10 protein-coding genes are annotated in these 14,997 nt (G+C 70.6%); 4 read left to right on the forward strand and 6 right to left on the reverse strand.

Going from position 1 to position 14,997, the window contains the following annotated elements; translation table 11 throughout:
• Window positions 1–16: 16 nt before the first annotated feature.
• The gene (locus BHU06_RS07745; RefSeq protein ID WP_070398573.1) at window positions 17–1,990 is read left to right on the forward strand and encodes a U32 family peptidase; all 1,974 of its coding nucleotides are present in this window, start codon (window positions 17–19) and stop codon (window positions 1,988–1,990) included.
• Between the two features lie 204 nt (window positions 1,991–2,194).
• Window positions 2,195–2,677: a hypothetical protein gene (locus BHU06_RS07750; RefSeq protein WP_070398574.1), complete on the forward strand. Its 483-nt coding sequence runs from the start codon at window positions 2,195–2,197 to the stop codon at window positions 2,675–2,677.
• Here the strand turns inward: BHU06_RS07750 and BHU06_RS07755 are convergent.
• From BHU06_RS07755 to purL, 4 genes are all read right to left on the reverse strand, one after another.
• The gene (locus tag BHU06_RS07755) at window positions 2,668–3,204 is read right to left on the reverse strand and encodes a hemerythrin domain-containing protein (RefSeq protein ID WP_070398575.1); all 537 of its coding nucleotides are present in this window, start codon (window positions 3,202–3,204) and stop codon (window positions 2,668–2,670) included. The two genes, BHU06_RS07750 and BHU06_RS07755, sit on opposite strands and share 10 nt — an antisense overlap.
• Before the next feature lie 85 nt (window positions 3,205–3,289).
• Window positions 3,290–4,210, reverse strand: coding sequence for a DUF808 domain-containing protein (locus tag BHU06_RS07760; protein ID WP_070398576.1), 921 nt, complete (start codon window positions 4,208–4,210; stop codon window positions 3,290–3,292).
• A gap of 15 nt (window positions 4,211–4,225) precedes the next feature.
• Complete coding sequence (locus tag BHU06_RS07765; protein WP_083293067.1) at window positions 4,226–5,050, reverse strand: phytanoyl-CoA dioxygenase family protein; 825 nt, start codon at window positions 5,048–5,050, stop codon at window positions 4,226–4,228.
• A gap of 99 nt (window positions 5,051–5,149) precedes the next feature.
• Entirely contained in the window at window positions 5,150–9,160 is a 4,011-nt protein-coding gene (purL, locus tag BHU06_RS07770; protein ID WP_070398578.1) for a phosphoribosylformylglycinamidine synthase, read from the reverse strand.
• A gap of 235 nt (window positions 9,161–9,395) precedes the next feature.
• On the opposite strand from purL, the gene map reads away from it, so the two are divergent.
• Together map and BHU06_RS07780 are read left to right on the forward strand one after the other, a co-directional pair.
• The gene (gene map, locus BHU06_RS07775) at window positions 9,396–10,229 is read left to right on the forward strand and encodes a type I methionyl aminopeptidase (protein ID WP_070398579.1); all 834 of its coding nucleotides are present in this window, start codon (window positions 9,396–9,398) and stop codon (window positions 10,227–10,229) included.
• 12 nt (window positions 10,230–10,241) lie between these two features.
• Window positions 10,242–12,872, forward strand: a complete 2,631-nt coding sequence (locus BHU06_RS07780) for a [protein-PII] uridylyltransferase (RefSeq protein WP_070398580.1) — start codon at window positions 10,242–10,244, stop codon at window positions 12,870–12,872.
• Between the two features lie 23 nt (window positions 12,873–12,895).
• Here BHU06_RS07780 and selD read toward each other — a convergent pair whose 3' ends face one another.
• Together selD and senB are read right to left on the reverse strand one after the other, a co-directional pair.
• A complete protein-coding gene (gene selD, locus BHU06_RS07785; protein ID WP_070398581.1) occupies window positions 12,896–13,969 on the reverse strand; it encodes a selenide, water dikinase SelD in 1,074 nt (357 codons plus the stop codon).
• A complete protein-coding gene (senB, locus tag BHU06_RS07790; protein WP_070398582.1) occupies window positions 13,966–14,994 on the reverse strand; it encodes a selenoneine biosynthesis selenosugar synthase SenB in 1,029 nt (342 codons plus the stop codon). The genes selD and senB overlap by 4 nt, the downstream gene beginning before the upstream one ends.
• Window positions 14,995–14,997 lie beyond the last annotated feature (3 nt).

The raw sequence follows: 14,997 nt of genomic DNA on the forward strand, positions 1-14,997 counted from the left end.
GATTCTGCCCGCCCCCATGCTGCCCCACCAGATCGAGCTGCTCTCCCCCGCCCGCACGGCCGACATCGGCATCGAGGCCGTCAACCACGGCGCCGACGCCGTCTACATCGGCGGCCCCTCGTTCGGCGCGCGCACCTCGGCCGACAACAGCGTGCAGGACATCGCCCGCCTGGCCAAGCACGCGCACCGCTTCGGCAGCCGCATCTACGTCACGGTCAACACCATCCTGCGCGACGACGAGCTGGAGCCCGCGCGAAAGCTCATCCACCAGCTCTACGACGCGGGCGCCGACGCGCTCATCGTCCAGGACATGGGCCTGCTGGAAATCGACCTGCCGCCCATCCAGTTGCACGCCAGCACGCAGACCGACATCCGCACGGTGGACAAGGCCGTGTTCCTGCAGAACGCGGGCCTGTCCAAGCTGGTGCTGGCGCGCGAACTCACGCTGCCGCAGATCCGCGCCATCTATGAGGCCCTGGACGAGCAGCGCTGCCTCGTCGAGTTCTTCATCCACGGCGCGCTGTGCGTGGCCTACAGCGGGCAGTGCTACGTGAGCCACGCCCACACCGGCCGCAGCGCCAACCGCGGCGACTGCTCGCAGGCCTGCCGCCTGCCCTACGAGGTGAAGGACAGCCAGGGCCGCATCGTGGCGCACGACAAGCACGTGCTCTCGATGAAGGACAACAACCAGAGCGGCAACCTGCGCGCCCTCATCGAGGCCGGCGCGCGCAGCTTCAAGATCGAGGGCCGCTACAAGGACCTGGGCTACGTCAAGAACATCACCGCGCACTACCGCCGGCTGTTCGACGAGATCCTGGAAGAGCGCCCCGAGCTGGGCCGCGCCTCCTCGGGCCGCTGCCACTTCAGCTTCGCGCCCGACCCCGACCAGAACTTCAACCGCGAATTCACCGACTACTTCGTCAATGGCCGCCAGGACGACATCGGCGCCTTCGACACGCCCAAGAACCCGGGCCGCCCCATCGGCTTCGTCACGCAGCTGGGCCCGAACTGGGTCGAGCTGCAGTGCGACGACGAGGCCACGGTCATCCACAACGGCGACGGCCTGTGCTACCTGGACCTGCACCGCGAACTCGTGGGCCTGCAGATCAACCGCGCCGAGCCCGCTGGCGCGCCGGGCCGCTTCCGCGTCTTCCCCAAGGACGCCCTGGAAGGCCTGCGCCACCTCAAGCGTGGCACGGTGGTGAACCGCAACCGCGACATGGACTGGGTGCGCGCGCTGGACAAGAAGTCCGCCGAGCGCCGCATCGGCGTCTGGATGGCCCTCTCCCGCACGGCCGAGGGCCTGCGCCTGGACCTCACCGACGAAGACGGCCACGCCGCCCACGCCGAGCTGGCCTGCGCGCTGGAGCCCGCGCGCGACGCCGCGCAGGCGCACGACAAGCTGCGCGAGGCCCTGGGCCGGCTGGGTGACACGCTGTTCGCGCCCATCGACATCTCGCTCGCCTTCAGCGAGCCCTGGTTCGTGCCGGCCTCGCTGCTGAACCCGCTGCGCCGCGAGGCCGTGGCTGCGCTGGAAGCCGCGCGCGCCAAGGCCTTCAAACGCCTGCCGCGCGGCCAGGCGGTGAAGCCGCCCGCGCCCTACCCCGAGGACACGCTGACCTACCTGGCCAACGTGTTCAACCACCGGGCGCGCGCCTTCTACGAAAAGCACGGCGTGAAGGTGATCGCCAGCGCCTATGAGTCGCACGAGGAGACCGGCGAGGTCAGCCTCATGATCACCAAGCACTGCGTGCGCTTCTCGCTCAGCCTGTGCCCCAAGCAGGCCAAGGGCGTCACCGGCGTGCAGGGCACGGTGCGCGCCGAGCCGCTGACCATCACCCACAACGATGAGAAGCTCACCCTGCGCTTCGACTGCAAGCCCTGCGAGATGCATGTGGTGGGCCGCATCAAGCCCTCGGTGATGAAGGCCGCGGCGGCCAGCCCCATCACCTTCCACCGCACGCGACCCACCGCGCGCGGCGCGCACTGAGTCTCGACGGGAGGTTCACGCGCCAAGCCGCTGCCGCCGTACTCCACGGCCTCATGGCCGATCCTGGAACCAAGCCCTCCCCCCTATTACAGAAGAAGGCATTGTCTTTGTACCGCTTCCTTTTGTATGAGACCTTCCAGCAGCAAACACCACGTTCCCGCGGGCCACATCAGCACAAGCTCCCCACACTTTTCTTGTGTTCCCTTGGTCAGGGCGATCAAGAAAGCCCGGCAGCGAGCGGCCCAGCAGTTGCCGGCCAACTTTGATGGCCATTCGCTCACCCTCATCTACGACCGCCGCAAGGTCTCCCGCCACGACGCGAAGGAGCAGGCGCTCAGGGGCGCGACCGTAGTGATGGATAGCATCTATGGTGTCCTCTATAACAGCCATGTGAACAAAGCCATCGTCATGGGCCCCAACTCCGAGGGACGGCTGCGTGTGGCGGTAAAGGGCTTTTTTCATAGCAACCCCTTCACCTATAAGAAAGAACAACAACGGGGTGCCGGGCAACTGAACATTGCTTGCAGGGTCCTGAAGCGCTGGCATGCGGATCCCCGGGTTCGAGAAGCGGCCAGCAACTTGCAGGGGTATATCCATCTGAAGAGAACCACCAACACCCTTGCTTTGCGAGTCGCGGTGAACGAACTGAATGAGGCGCTCAAGGCGTCGGCCCAGGTTCAGACGTAGGGCACCGGTTGCGGCGCGTGCCGCAGGTGCAGCGACAGGCCCAGCGCCGCCATGTGGTTGCCGTTGCGCCCGAGGATGGCCTCGGCCAGTGGCAGGAACTCCGACTCTTCCAGCCGCGCGTGCGCCGTGTAGTCCGCCACCAGCCGGCGCACGTCGCCGACATCGAGTTCGCTGTCCTGCCCGCGCGCCACGCGCTTGAGCTCTCGCTCCAGCGAGCGCCACAGCGCCTCCAACTGTCGGTGCTGGGTGGTCAGGTGCTCCACCAGTCGTTGTGCGCGCTCGCGCTCCGGCCCCGGCTCGGCGCTGGCCAGCACGGCGGGAAAGAGCTCACGCTCCTCGTCGAGGTGGTGCTCGAAGATGGCTTCGCGGAAAAAGGCAAGCGACTCCTCGGCAATGCGCCGGGCCTGCATGGCGGGCTCCAGCAGCGCGGGCAACCCATCGAGCGCGTGCAGCCGGCGCACGATGCCCGCGTGGCATTGCGTGAAGTTGGTCAGGGGCGCTTGATCGGGGGTGGCGGTGCTGTTCATGGCAGGACTCCTGCGGAATCGGTGGGCCAATCCAGTCTATGCCGCGCCCGCCGCGGCGCCTTGACCCAGGTCAAGGCCACAAAGCTCAGCCGGCCGTGGACCGCGCGCCGCGCAGGCGCTGGATGCCTTCCACCACGGCCAGCACCACCGCGCCGGCCGCGATGCCCATCAGCGCGCCGGCCAGGCTGGGCACGAAGGCGCCGAACCAGCCCAGGCTCTCGGCCCAGGTGTCCACGCCGTGCGCCAGCAGCGGCAGGCCGTGCAGCAGGATGCCGCCGCCCACCAGGAACATGGCGGCCGTGCCCAGCACCGACAGCGACTTCATCAGCCAGGGCGCGAAGGCCAGGATGCCGCGGCCGATGGCCTGCTTCCAGGCCTGCGCCTGCCGGGTCAGGTGCAGGCCCAGGTCGTCGAGCTTCACGATGCCGGCCACCAGGCCGTACACGCCCGCGGTCATCACCAGGGCGATGCCCACCAGCACACCGATGCGCTGCCCCATGGTGGCGCTGGCCACCGTGCCCAGGCTGATGACGATGATCTCGGCCGAGAGGATGAAGTCGGTGCGGATGGCCCCCTTGATCTTCGCCTTTTCGTAGGCCACGAGGTCCACGGCCTGGTCGGCCGCGGCCTTCACCAGCGCCTCGCGGCCCTTCGTGTCCTCGGCTTTGTGCGCGCCCAGCGCGTGGGCCAGCTTCTCCACGCCCTCGAAGCACAGGAACAGGCCGCCGAGCATGAGCAGCGGCGTGATGAGCGCGGGCACGAAGGCACTGATGAGCAGCGCCGCCGGCACCAGGATGGCCTTGTTCAGCAGCGAGCCTTTGGCCACCGCCCACACCACGGGCAGCTCGCGGTCGGCCTTTACGCCGGTGACCTGCTGGGCGTTGAGCGCGAGGTCGTCGCCCAGCACGCCCGCCGTCTTCTTGGCCGCGACCTTGGTCATGACCGACACGTCGTCGAGCAGCGTGGCGATGTCGTCGATGAGGGCGAGCAGGCTGGTTCCGGCCATGGGGGCTCCGCGGGTTTAGGTGGGCGTTGGGGGCCAGACCACGGGAAACAGGGGATCGTCCATGGCCGCGCCGGGGGACAGGCGGGCGTCCAGCCCCGGGAACGGGGGCGAGGTGCGCCAGCGGCGCGGCGCGTGCACGCTGTCGTCGCCCAGGTAGCGGGCCGAGAACACGCGGCGGCGCGCGCCCGGGCCGGTGCCGCTGGAGGCGTGCAGCGCGAGCATGTGGAAGGCCACGCAGTCGCCTGGCTCCAGGGCCCAGGCCAGTTGGGGGTAGCGCTGCGGCTCCTGCTCCACCGGCGGCAGCTCGGCCAGCGTGCCCTCGGGAAACCACTTGGCCTGCTGGTCGCGGAAGGTGCGCGGCATGTACCAGGTGCCGTGGTGCGAGCCGGCCACGAAGCGCAGCGTGCTCGCCAGCGGCACCGGGTCCACCGGGATCCAGAAGCTCACGTTCTGCGCGCCGTCCACGTTGTAGTAGGGCTGGTCCTGGTGCCAGGGCGTGGGCTGGCGCGTGCCGGCTTCCTTGACCAGCAGGTGGTCGTGGTACAGCCGCACCTGGCGGCTGCCCATGAGCTGGGCCGACAGGTGCGGCAGCGCGGAGTGGCGCAGCACGTCCGCGTAGGCCGGGTTGTGGGTCCAGGTGCAGAAGTCCTCGACGAAGCGGCCCGGGTCGTCGGGTTCGCTGGCCACCAGGGCCAGCGGGCTCAGGTGCGCCAGGTTGTGCTCGATGCCCTCCTCCAGGCGCCGCAGCTCCGCCGGGGTGAAGACGCCGCGCAGCACCACGGCGCCGTCGCGCGCGTAGGCCTCAATGGTGGGCAGGTCAAGCGTGTGGGTGCGGGCCATGTGCCGTGCCTTCATCGGGAACACCACAGAACCGGCTCCGCCGGGCTGCAGGTGTTGCCCCCCGGTGGGAGGCGCCGCAGGCGCTTCGGGGGGGCATGTTCAGCCCACCCATCGGCGCGCGTTGCGCCACATGCGCGTCCAGCCGCTGGGGGCGGACACGTCCTGGTCGGTCCAGCTCATGAGCGCGTTGCGGAAGACACGCTCGGGGTGCGGCATGAGCGCGGTGAAACGGCCATCGGCGGTGGTGACGGCCGTGAGGCCGGCCGGGCTGCCGTTGGGGTTGTAGGGGTAGCGCTCGGTGGCCTGGCCCTGGCTGTCGACGAAGCGCATGGCGGCGATGGCCTGGGCCGGGTCGCCCCGGTGGCGGAAGTTGGCGTAGCCCTCGCCGTGCGCCACGGCGATGGGCAGGCGCGTGCCGGCCATGCCCTGGAAGAACAGGCTGGGCGAATCGAGCACCTCCACCTGCGACAGGCGCGCCTCGAAACGCTCGCTGCGGTTGGTGGTGAAGCGCGGCCAGGCCTGGGCCCCGGGAATGATGTCGGCCAGCTCGGCGAACATCTGGCAGCCGTTGCACACGCCCAGGCCGAAGGTGTCGGCTCGCGCGAAGAAGGCCTGGAACTGATCGGCCAGGCGCGGGTTGAAGGTGATGGAGCGCGCCCAGCCGATGCCCGCGCCCAGCGTGTCGCCGTAGCTGAAGCCGCCACAGGCCACCACGCCGCGCACGTCCTTCAGGTCGGCGCGACCGGCCTGCAGGTCGGTCATGTGCACGTCCAAGGCCTCGAAGCCGGCCTGGGTGAAGCACCAGGCCATCTCCACGTGCGAGTTGACGCCCTGCTCGCGCAGGATCGCCACCCGGGGGCGCGAGAGGTTCAGGAAGGGCGCGGCCACGTCCTCCTTGGGGTCGAAGGTGAGGAGCGTGTGCAGGCCGGTGTCGGCCGGGTCGCCGGCCGCCGCGTGCTCGGCGTCGGCGCACTCGGGGTTGTCGCGCCGCTGGTTGATCTTCCAGCTCACGCTGTCCCAGACCTGCTGCAGGTCGTACAGACTGGCGCTGAACACCGCCTTGGTGTCGCGCCAGACCTGCAGCTCGCCCTTGCCAGCGTCCATCGCCGACGAGGCCGGACGGGTCTTGCCGATGAAGTGGCTGTGTTTGGACAGGCCGTGCTCGCGCAGCACCTGCATCACCTCGTTGCGCTGCTCGGTGCGCACCTGCAGCACCACGCCCAGCTCTTCGTTGAACAGGGCCCGCAGCGTGAGCTCTTCGCGCCGCGCGCCCACCTGCTGGGCCCAGTTCTTGGCGTCGCCGGTCTCGGCGCGGCTGTCGCTGATGCCGTCGCCCTCGGTGATCAGCTGGTCGATGTTGAGCGCCACGCCCACCCGTCCAGCGAAGGCCATCTCGGCCACGGTGGCCAGCAGGCCGCCGTCGCTGCGGTCGTGGTAGGCCAGCACCCGGCCCTGCGCGCGCAGGGCGTTCACCGCGTTCACCAGGTTCTTCAGGTCCTGCGGGCTGTCGAGGTCGGGCACCTCGCCGCCGGGGTGGCCCAGGGTCTGGGCCAGGACGCTGCCGCCCAGGCGGTGGCGGCCCTTGCCGAGGTCGATCAGCACCAGGGTGGTGTCGTCGATGTCGCGGTTCAGCTGGGGCGTGAAGGTGCCGCGCACGTCGGCCAGCGAGGCGAAGGCGCTGACGATCAGGCTCACCGGTGCGGTGACCTTCTTCGTCTGCCCATCGGCCTGCCACTGGGTGCGCATGGACAGGCTGTCCTTGCCCACGGGAATGGACACGTCCAGCGCGGGACACAGCTCCATGCCCACGGCCTTCACGGTCTCGTACAGGGCGGCGTCCTCGCCGGGTTCGCCGCAGGCCGCCATCCAGTTGGCGCTGAGCTTCACGCGCGGCAGCTCGATGGGCGCGGCCAGCAGGTTGGTGATGGCCTCGGCCACGGCCATGCGGCCCGAGGCGGCGCCGTTGGTGGCGGCCAGCGGCGTGCGCTCGCCCATGGCCATGGCCTCGCCCGCGAAGCCGGCGTGGTCGGCCAGGGTCACGGCGCAATCGGCCACGGGCAACTGCCAGGGGCCCACCATCTGGTCGCGGTGGCTGAAGGCGCCCACCGTGCGGTCGCCGATGGTGATGAGAAAGCGCTTGGAGGCCACCGTGGGGTGGCTCAGCACGTCGATCACGCTCTTCTGCAGGTCAACGCCGGTGAGGTCGATGGCCGGCGAGTGGCGCGCCACGGTCGTCACGTCGCGGTGCATCTTGGGCGGCTTGCCGAGCAGCACGTCCATGGGCATGTCCACAGGGCTGTCCTGGCCTTCGTCGACCAGCTGCAACTGGCGTTCCTCGGTGGCCACGCCGACCACCGCGAAGGGGCAGCGCTCGCGCTCGCAGAAGGCCTGGAACTGCGGCAGCGATTCGGGCGCGATCGCCAGCACGTAGCGCTCCTGGCTCTCGTTGCTCCAAATCTCCTTGGGTGCCAGACCGCTTTCTTCCAACGGCACGGCGCGCAGGTCGAAGCGCGCGCCACGGCCGGCGTCGTGGGTGATTTCGGGGAAGGCGTTGGACAGGCCGCCCGCGCCCACGTCGTGGATGGCGAGGATGGGGTTCTTCTCGCCCTGCGCCCAGCAGTGGTTGATGACCTCTTGCGCGCGGCGCTCGATCTCGGGGTTGCCGCGCTGCACGGAGTCGAAGTCGAGCGAGGCGGCGTTGGTGCCGGTGGCCATGGAGCTGGCCGCGCCGCCGCCCATGCCGATCTTCATGCCCGGCCCCCCGAGCTGGATGAGCAGCGTGCCGGCCGGGAACAGCACCTTCTGGGTGAGCGCGGCGTCGATGGTGCCGACGCCGCCGGCGATCATGATGGGCTTGTGGTAGCCGCGCTGAACGCCGTCGACGAGCTGCTCGTACTCGCGGAAGTAACCCAGCAGGTTGGGTCGGCCGAACTCGTTGTTGAAGGCCGCGCCACCCAGCGGGCCCTCGGTCATGATCTGCAGCGGGCTGGCGATGTGCTCGGGCTTGCCGCCCGGCTGGTCGCTCAGGCCGCCCCAGAGTTTGCCGACCGTGAAGCCCGTGAGGCCGGCCTTGGGCTTGGCGCCGCGGCCGGTGGCGCCCTCGTCGCGGATCTCGCCGCCGGCGCCGGTAGAGGCGCCCGGGAAGGGCGAGATGGCCGTGGGGTGGTTGTGGGTCTCCACCTTCATGAGCACGTGCTGGGTGATGGGCTCGGCGCGGTAGGCCGGCGCCTGGCCGCCGTCGTAGCGCGCCACGAAGCGCTGCACCGCGTGGCCTTCCATCACCGAGGCGTTGTCGGCGTAGGCGATCACCGTGTGCTGCGGGCTGCGCTGGTGGGTGTGGCGGATCATGCCGAACAGGCTCTTGTCCTGCGCCACGCCGTCGATGGTGAACTGGGCGTTGAAGATCTTGTGGCGGCAGTGCTCGCTGTTGGCCTGCGCGAACATCATCAACTCCACGTCGGTGGGGTTGCGGCCCAGACCCTGGAAGGCCTCGATGAGGTAGTGAATCTCGTCCTCGGCCAGGGCCAGGCCCCAGTCGGCGTTGGCGCGCTCCAGCGCCGCCCGGCCACCGCCCAGCACGTCCACGCGCTCCATGGGCGCGGCCTGCAGCTCGGTGAACAGGGCGTGGGCCTCCTCGCGCGTGGCCACCACGGCCTCCGTCATGCGGTCGTGCAACAGGCTGGCCACGGCCCAGGTCTGCTCCGGCGCGAGGCTGGGCTTGCCGCCGAGCAGGCCGGGCTTGAGCGCCAGGCGGTACTCGACGAGGCGCTCCACCCGGTGCACCACCAGGCCGCAGTTGCGGGCGATGTCGGTGGCCTTGGAGGCCCAGGGCGAGACGGTGCCCAGGCGGGGCATCACCAGCAGGGCCGGCGCGCCCTCGGTCTCGAGCGCCAGGTGGGCGGGCTGCGCGGGCTCGCCGTAGGTGAGCAGCTCGCCCAGGCGTTGCTCGGTGGCGGCGTCGGGCGCGGCGTCGAAGGCCGCCAGGTGCACGAAACGGGCGCTGAGGCCGACGATCCTGTCGTGGATGGCTTGAAGGCGGGGGAGGAGCTGCTGGACTTTGAAGTCGCTGATGGCGTGCCCGCCATCAAAAGTGCGCAGGTGCAGGGACATGAAATGGAATCACCCCCGCCGCGCTGCGCGCGCCCCCCTCCAGGGGGCGGCACCTGCGGCCCGGCAAAGCCGGTTCCGTGGTGCCTCTTGGTTCGACCCCGGCAAGCGGTGCGGGTCGCGCGAAGCGAAGTGGTTGGCTAAGGCGTTGGGAAGCCTCGAATTCTACCCGCCGCCCCCATGGCGATTGGCCCGGCGGGGCGTGTGCGGGCGGGGTCCGGTGGGATAATCGCGCCCCATGAGCATCACCTACAAGGACGCCGCCGGCATCGAGGGCATGCGCACCGCCTGCCGCCTCGCCTCCGAAGTGCTGGACTACCTCACGCCGCTGATCCAGCCCGGCATGACCACGCTCGAGATCGACCGCCTGGCGGCCGACTACATGAAGCAGCAGGGCACCCGCTCGGCCACCATCGGCTACCAGCCCAGCGGCTACCCGCCCTACCCCGGCCACCTGTGCACCTCCATCAACCAGGTGGTCTGCCACGGCATCCCGAACGAAAAGCCGCTCAAGAAGGGCGACATCCTCAACGTGGATGTCACCGTCATCACGCCCGAGGGCTGGTACGGCGACAACAGCCGCATGTTCCTGATCGGCGGCGAGGCCGCCTGCTCCCTCCAGGCCCGCCGCCTGTGCCAGGTGACCTTCGAGGCCATGTGGAAGGGCATCGTGCTGGTGCGCCCGGGCGCGCGCCTGGGCGACATTGGCCACGCCATCCAGACCTACGCCGAAGGCAACGGCTTCAGCGTGGTGCGCGAGTTCTGCGGCCACGGCATCGGCCAGCGCTTCCACGAAGAACCCCAGGTGCTGCACTACGGCCGCCCGGGCACGCTGGAAGAGCTCAGGCCCGGCATGACCTTCACCATCGAGCCCATGATCAACGCCGGCCGGCGCGAGATCAAGGAACTGGGCGATGGCTGGACCATCGTCACGCGCGACCGCTCGCTCTCGGCCCAGTGGGAGCACACCGTGCTGGTCACCGAGACCGGCTACGAGGTGCTCACCTGGTCGGCCGGCAACATCGCGCCGCCGGCCTTCGTGAACCCGGCCCCGGCCAGCGTCGCGGCCTGAAGGGGCGTCCCGGTGGACGACCTGGCCAGCCTGCGCCAGCAGTACCGCGAGCACAAGCAGGCGGTATTCGCCGCCCTGCTGCAGACCGGGGCCTCCACCCGCGGCGTGCGCCGGGCCCTGCACCAGCTCGCCCGCCTGACCGACCAGACCCTGCGCACCCTGTGGCAGCGCGCCGGCTTCGGCCCGCGCTTCGCCCTGGTGGCCGTGGGCGGCTATGGGCGCGGCGAGCTGTTCCCGCATTCCGACGTCGACGTGCTGGTGCTGCTGCCCGAGGGCTGCGAGCCCGACGCCGACGACGCCCTCAAGGCCCGCATCGAAGGCTTCATCGGTGCCTGCTGGGACCTCGGCCTGGAGATCGGCTCCAGCGTGCGCACCGTCGACGAGTGCGCCACCGAAGCCGAGAAGGACGTGACCGTCCAGACCTCGCTGCTCGAGTGCCGGCTCATCGCCGGTCACCAGGAGGGCTTCCGGCGCCTGGTGGCCCGCCTGGGCGAGGCCATGGACCCCAAGGCCTTCTTCGTGGCCAAGACGCTGGAGATGCGACAGCGCCACCACAAGTTCGAGAACACGCCCTACGCGCTGGAGCCCAACTGCAAGGAATCGCCCGGCGGCCTGCGCGACCTGCAGATGATCCTCTGGGTGGCGAAAGCCGCCGGCCTGGGCCGCAGCTGGGACGAGCTCGCCCGCCGCGGCCTGGCCACGCCGCTGGAGGCGCGCCAGATCAAGGCCAACGAGGCCCTGCTGAGCCTGATCCGCGCGCGCCTGCACCTGCTCGCCCACCGCCGCGAGGACCGCCTGGTCTTCGACCTGCAGACCGCCGTGGCCGAGACCTTCGGCTTCAAGCCCCAGCTGCCCGCACCCGGCGAAACCAACCCGCGCGGCACGCGCCGCGCCAGCGAGGCGCTGATGAAGCGCTACTACTGGGCGGCCAAGGCGGTGGCGCAGCTCAACCAGATCCTGCTGCTCAACATCGAGGAGCGCCTGGGCGACACCGAGCCCGGCGTGATGCGCCTGCGCCCCATCAACGAGCGCTTCTTCGACAAGGCCGGCATGCTGGAGGTGGCCAGCGACAACCTCTACTTCCAGCAGCCGCACGCCATCCTCGAGACCTTCCACATTTACCAGACCACGGTCGGCATCAAGGGCCTGTCGGCGCGCACCCTGCGCGCGCTGTACAACGCGCGCCCCGTGATGAACGCGAAGTTCCGCGCCGACCCGGCCAATCGCGCCCTGTTCCTGCGCATCCTGATGGAGCCGCAGGGCATCACGCACGCCATGCGGCTGATGAACCAGACCTCGGTGCTGGGCCGCTACCTCTGGGTGTTCCGCCACATCGTGGGGCAGATGCAGCACGACCTGTTCCACGTCTACACCGTGGACCAGCACATCCTGATGGTGCTGCGCAACATGCGCCGCTTCTTCATCCCCGAGCACTCGCACGAGTACCCCTTCTGCTCGCAGCTCGCGGCCGGCTGGGACAAGCCCTGGCTGCTCTACATCGCCGCCCTCTTCCACGACATCGCCAAGGGCCGCGGCGGCGACCACTCCGAGCTCGGCGCGCGCGACGTGCGCAGCTTCTGCCGCCAGCACGGCATCCCGCGCGAGGACACGCGCCTCATCGAATTCCTGGTGGCCGAGCACCTCACCATGAGCCGGCTGGCGCAGAAGGCCGACCTGTCCGACCCCGACGTCATCGCCGCCTTCGCGCAGCGCGTGGGCGACGAGCGCCGCCTCACGGCGCTGTACCTGCTCACCGTGGCCGACATCCGCGGCACCAGCCCCAAGGTGTGGAACGCCTGGAAGGGCAAGCTGCTGGAAGACCTGTACCGCTACACGCTGCGCGTGCTGGGCGGGCGCGCGCCCGACCCGGGCGCCGAGATCGAAGGCCGCAAGCGCGAGGCGCTGCAGATGCTCGCGCTGCACGCCCTGCCCCACAACGCGCACAAGGCCCTGTGGGACACGCTGGACGTGAGCTACTTCATGCGCCACCAGGCCGACGAGATCGCCTGGCACACGCGGGTGCTCACGCGCGAGCTCGCCAAGCCCGGGCGCGACCCGAGCCGCGCCATCGTGCGCGCGCGCCTCTCACCGGCCGGCGAAGGCCTGCAGGTGCTGGTGTACGCGGCCGACCAGGCCGACCTGTTCGCGCGCATCTGCGGCTACTTCGACATGTCGCAGTTCAGCATCCTGGACGCGCGCGTGCACACCACCCTGACCGGCCACGCCCTGGACACCTTCCAGGTCATCGTGCCCGAGATGGCCGAGCACTACCGCGAACTGGTGGCCATGGTCGAGGCCCGGCTGCCGCAGGTCATCGACGAGCGCGGCCCGCTGCCGCCCCCCACCAAGGGCCGGCTGTCGCGGCGCGTGAAGAGCTTTCCGATCACGCCGCGCGTGGACCTGCGGCCCGACGAGAAGGCCCAGCGCTGGCTGCTGTCGGTGTCGGCCAGCGACCGCGCGGGCCTGCTCTACGGCATCTCGCGCGTGCTGGCGCGCCACGAGATCAGCGTGCAACTGGCCAAGATCACCACCCTGGGCGAACGCGTGGAGGACACCTTCCTCATCAGCGGGCCCGAGCTGCAGGTGAACAAGCGGCAGATCCAGATCGAGACGGAGCTGCTGGAAACGCTCGAAGGCCATTGAGGGCGCCGGCCGCGCCCCCGGCCTCAATCCACCCGCAGGCGCGCGCCATCGCCGGTGGCGTCCAGCACCTCGCCGATCTCGGCCGCCTGCTCGAAGCCATGGCGGCGGAAGGTGGCCAGCACCTCGTCCACGCTGGCGGCCTCGCAGGCCACCAGCAGGCCGCCGCTGGTCTGGGGGTCGCTCAGCAAGGCCTGATCGACCGACTGCAGGCCCGCGCCCAGGCGCACCTCGTGCCCATAGGCCGCCCAGTTGCGGCCCGAGGCGCCCGTCACCATGCCGGCGCCCGCCAGCTCGCGCACGCCGGGGATCAGCGGCACGCGCGACCAGTCCAGGCGCACGGTCTTGTTCGCGCCGCGCGCCATCTCCATCGCGTGGCCCGCGAGGCCGAAGCCGGTCACGTCGGTCAGGGCGTGCACGCCGGGCAGCTTGGCCAGGTCGGGGCCTGGCGTGTTCAGGCGGGTGGTGGTGTCGATCATGGCGGCATAGCCGGCCGGATCGAGCCGCTCCTTCTTGAGCGCGGCCGACAGCACACCCACGCCCAGCGGCTTGCCCAGCACCAGGCGGTCGCCAGCCTGGGCGTCGGCGTTGCGCTTGACCCGCGCCGGGTGCACCAGGCCCATGGCCACCAGGCCGTAGATGGGCTCCACCGAATCGATGGTGTGGCCGCCCGCGATGGGGATGCCGGCGGCGCGGCACACGTCCTGCCCGCCCTGCAGGATGCGGCCGATGGTCTCGGTGCTCAGCACGCTGATGGGCATGCCCACCAGCGCCAGCGCCATGATGGGCGTGCCGCCCATGGCGTAGACGTCGCTGATGGCGTTGGTGGCCGCGATGCGCCCGAACTCGTAGGGGTCGTCCACGATGGGCATGAAGAAGTCGGTGGTGGCGATCAGCGCCTGCTCGTCGTTGAGGCGGTAGACGGCCGCGTCGTCGGCGGTTTCGATGCCCACCAGCAACTCCTTGGGCATGGGCATGCCGGTGCTGCCCTTGAGGATGTCGCTGAGCACGCCGGGGGCGATCTTGCAGCCGCAGCCGCCGCCATGCGACAGGCTGGTGAGGCGGGGTTGGGCGGCGGCGGTGGGGATGGGGGCGTTCACGAAGGGGTCTCCGGTTCGGTGGCCGGCGCGGGCTCGCGCGGGCGGACGTCGTTCAACAGGGCCAGCAGCGCCTGGCGTTCGGCCTCGGGCTCGAACAGCGGCGCGCGTGCGGCGCATTGTGCGGCCAGGCGCGCGAGCCTGCCATCGGGCGCGGCCATGTCCGCACGGCATCCGCGCAGCAGGGCCACCAGGGCGGGCGCATCGCCCACCGGAAAGTAGCCGCCATAGGCCTCGCCGAGCATGCCGAGGTTGCCGTCGATGCGCGAGGCCAGCACCGGCGTGCCGCCGCGCACCGCTTCCAGCACGGCGTGCGCGCCGCCCTCCAGTCGGCTGGCGTGCACCAGCACGTGCGCGCGCTGCAGGCGGCGCAGCACCTCGGCGTGCGGCAGCGGGCCCAGCCAGCGGTAGTGCGGGCAGGCCGCGGCGGTGGCCCGCGCGGCCGCGCCGAGCGCGGGGTCCAGGGCCTCGCCGATGTGGTCGATGCGGATGCCTTCGCCCGGGGCGATCAGCCGCGCCGCCTCGAACAGCGTCTGCGGCGATTTCTCTTCGCGCAGGTGGCCCACCATCAGCGCGCGCAGGAAGCGGCGGGGCTTGGGCAGGGGCGCGCGCGCGGGCCCGGACTGGAACACCACCCGGCAGCGCTCGCGCAGCGGCGGCGGCAGCGCCAGCGGCCCGCGCTCCTGCAGCACCACCAGGCGGTGCGCGAGTGCCAGCGAGCGGCGGGCGTCGGCGTCGCCCTGGATGTCGCGGTACAGGTCGGTGCCCGTCAGCACCACCACCAGGGGCACGAGCGGATGCGCCCTTGCCCAGGCCGCGATGGACGCCGCCGAGCGCCGAGCGTGCAGCGCGATCAGCACCGCCGGCGTCTCGTGCAGCGTGGCCTCGGGCCATTCGCGCACGACCACCACCCGATAATGCCCCGCCAGCAGGCGCGCCCAGCGCCGCGCGGTCTGCCAATTGCCGTTGTTCGCGTCGGCCAGCGCCGGCGTGACAAGGCACAACAGGGGTTTGTGGATGGTGGCCATCGA

It is taken from the genome of Hydrogenophaga sp. PML113, from assembly GCF_001777155.1.
Taxonomy (GTDB): domain Bacteria; phylum Pseudomonadota; class Gammaproteobacteria; order Burkholderiales; family Burkholderiaceae_C; genus Hydrogenophaga; species Hydrogenophaga borbori.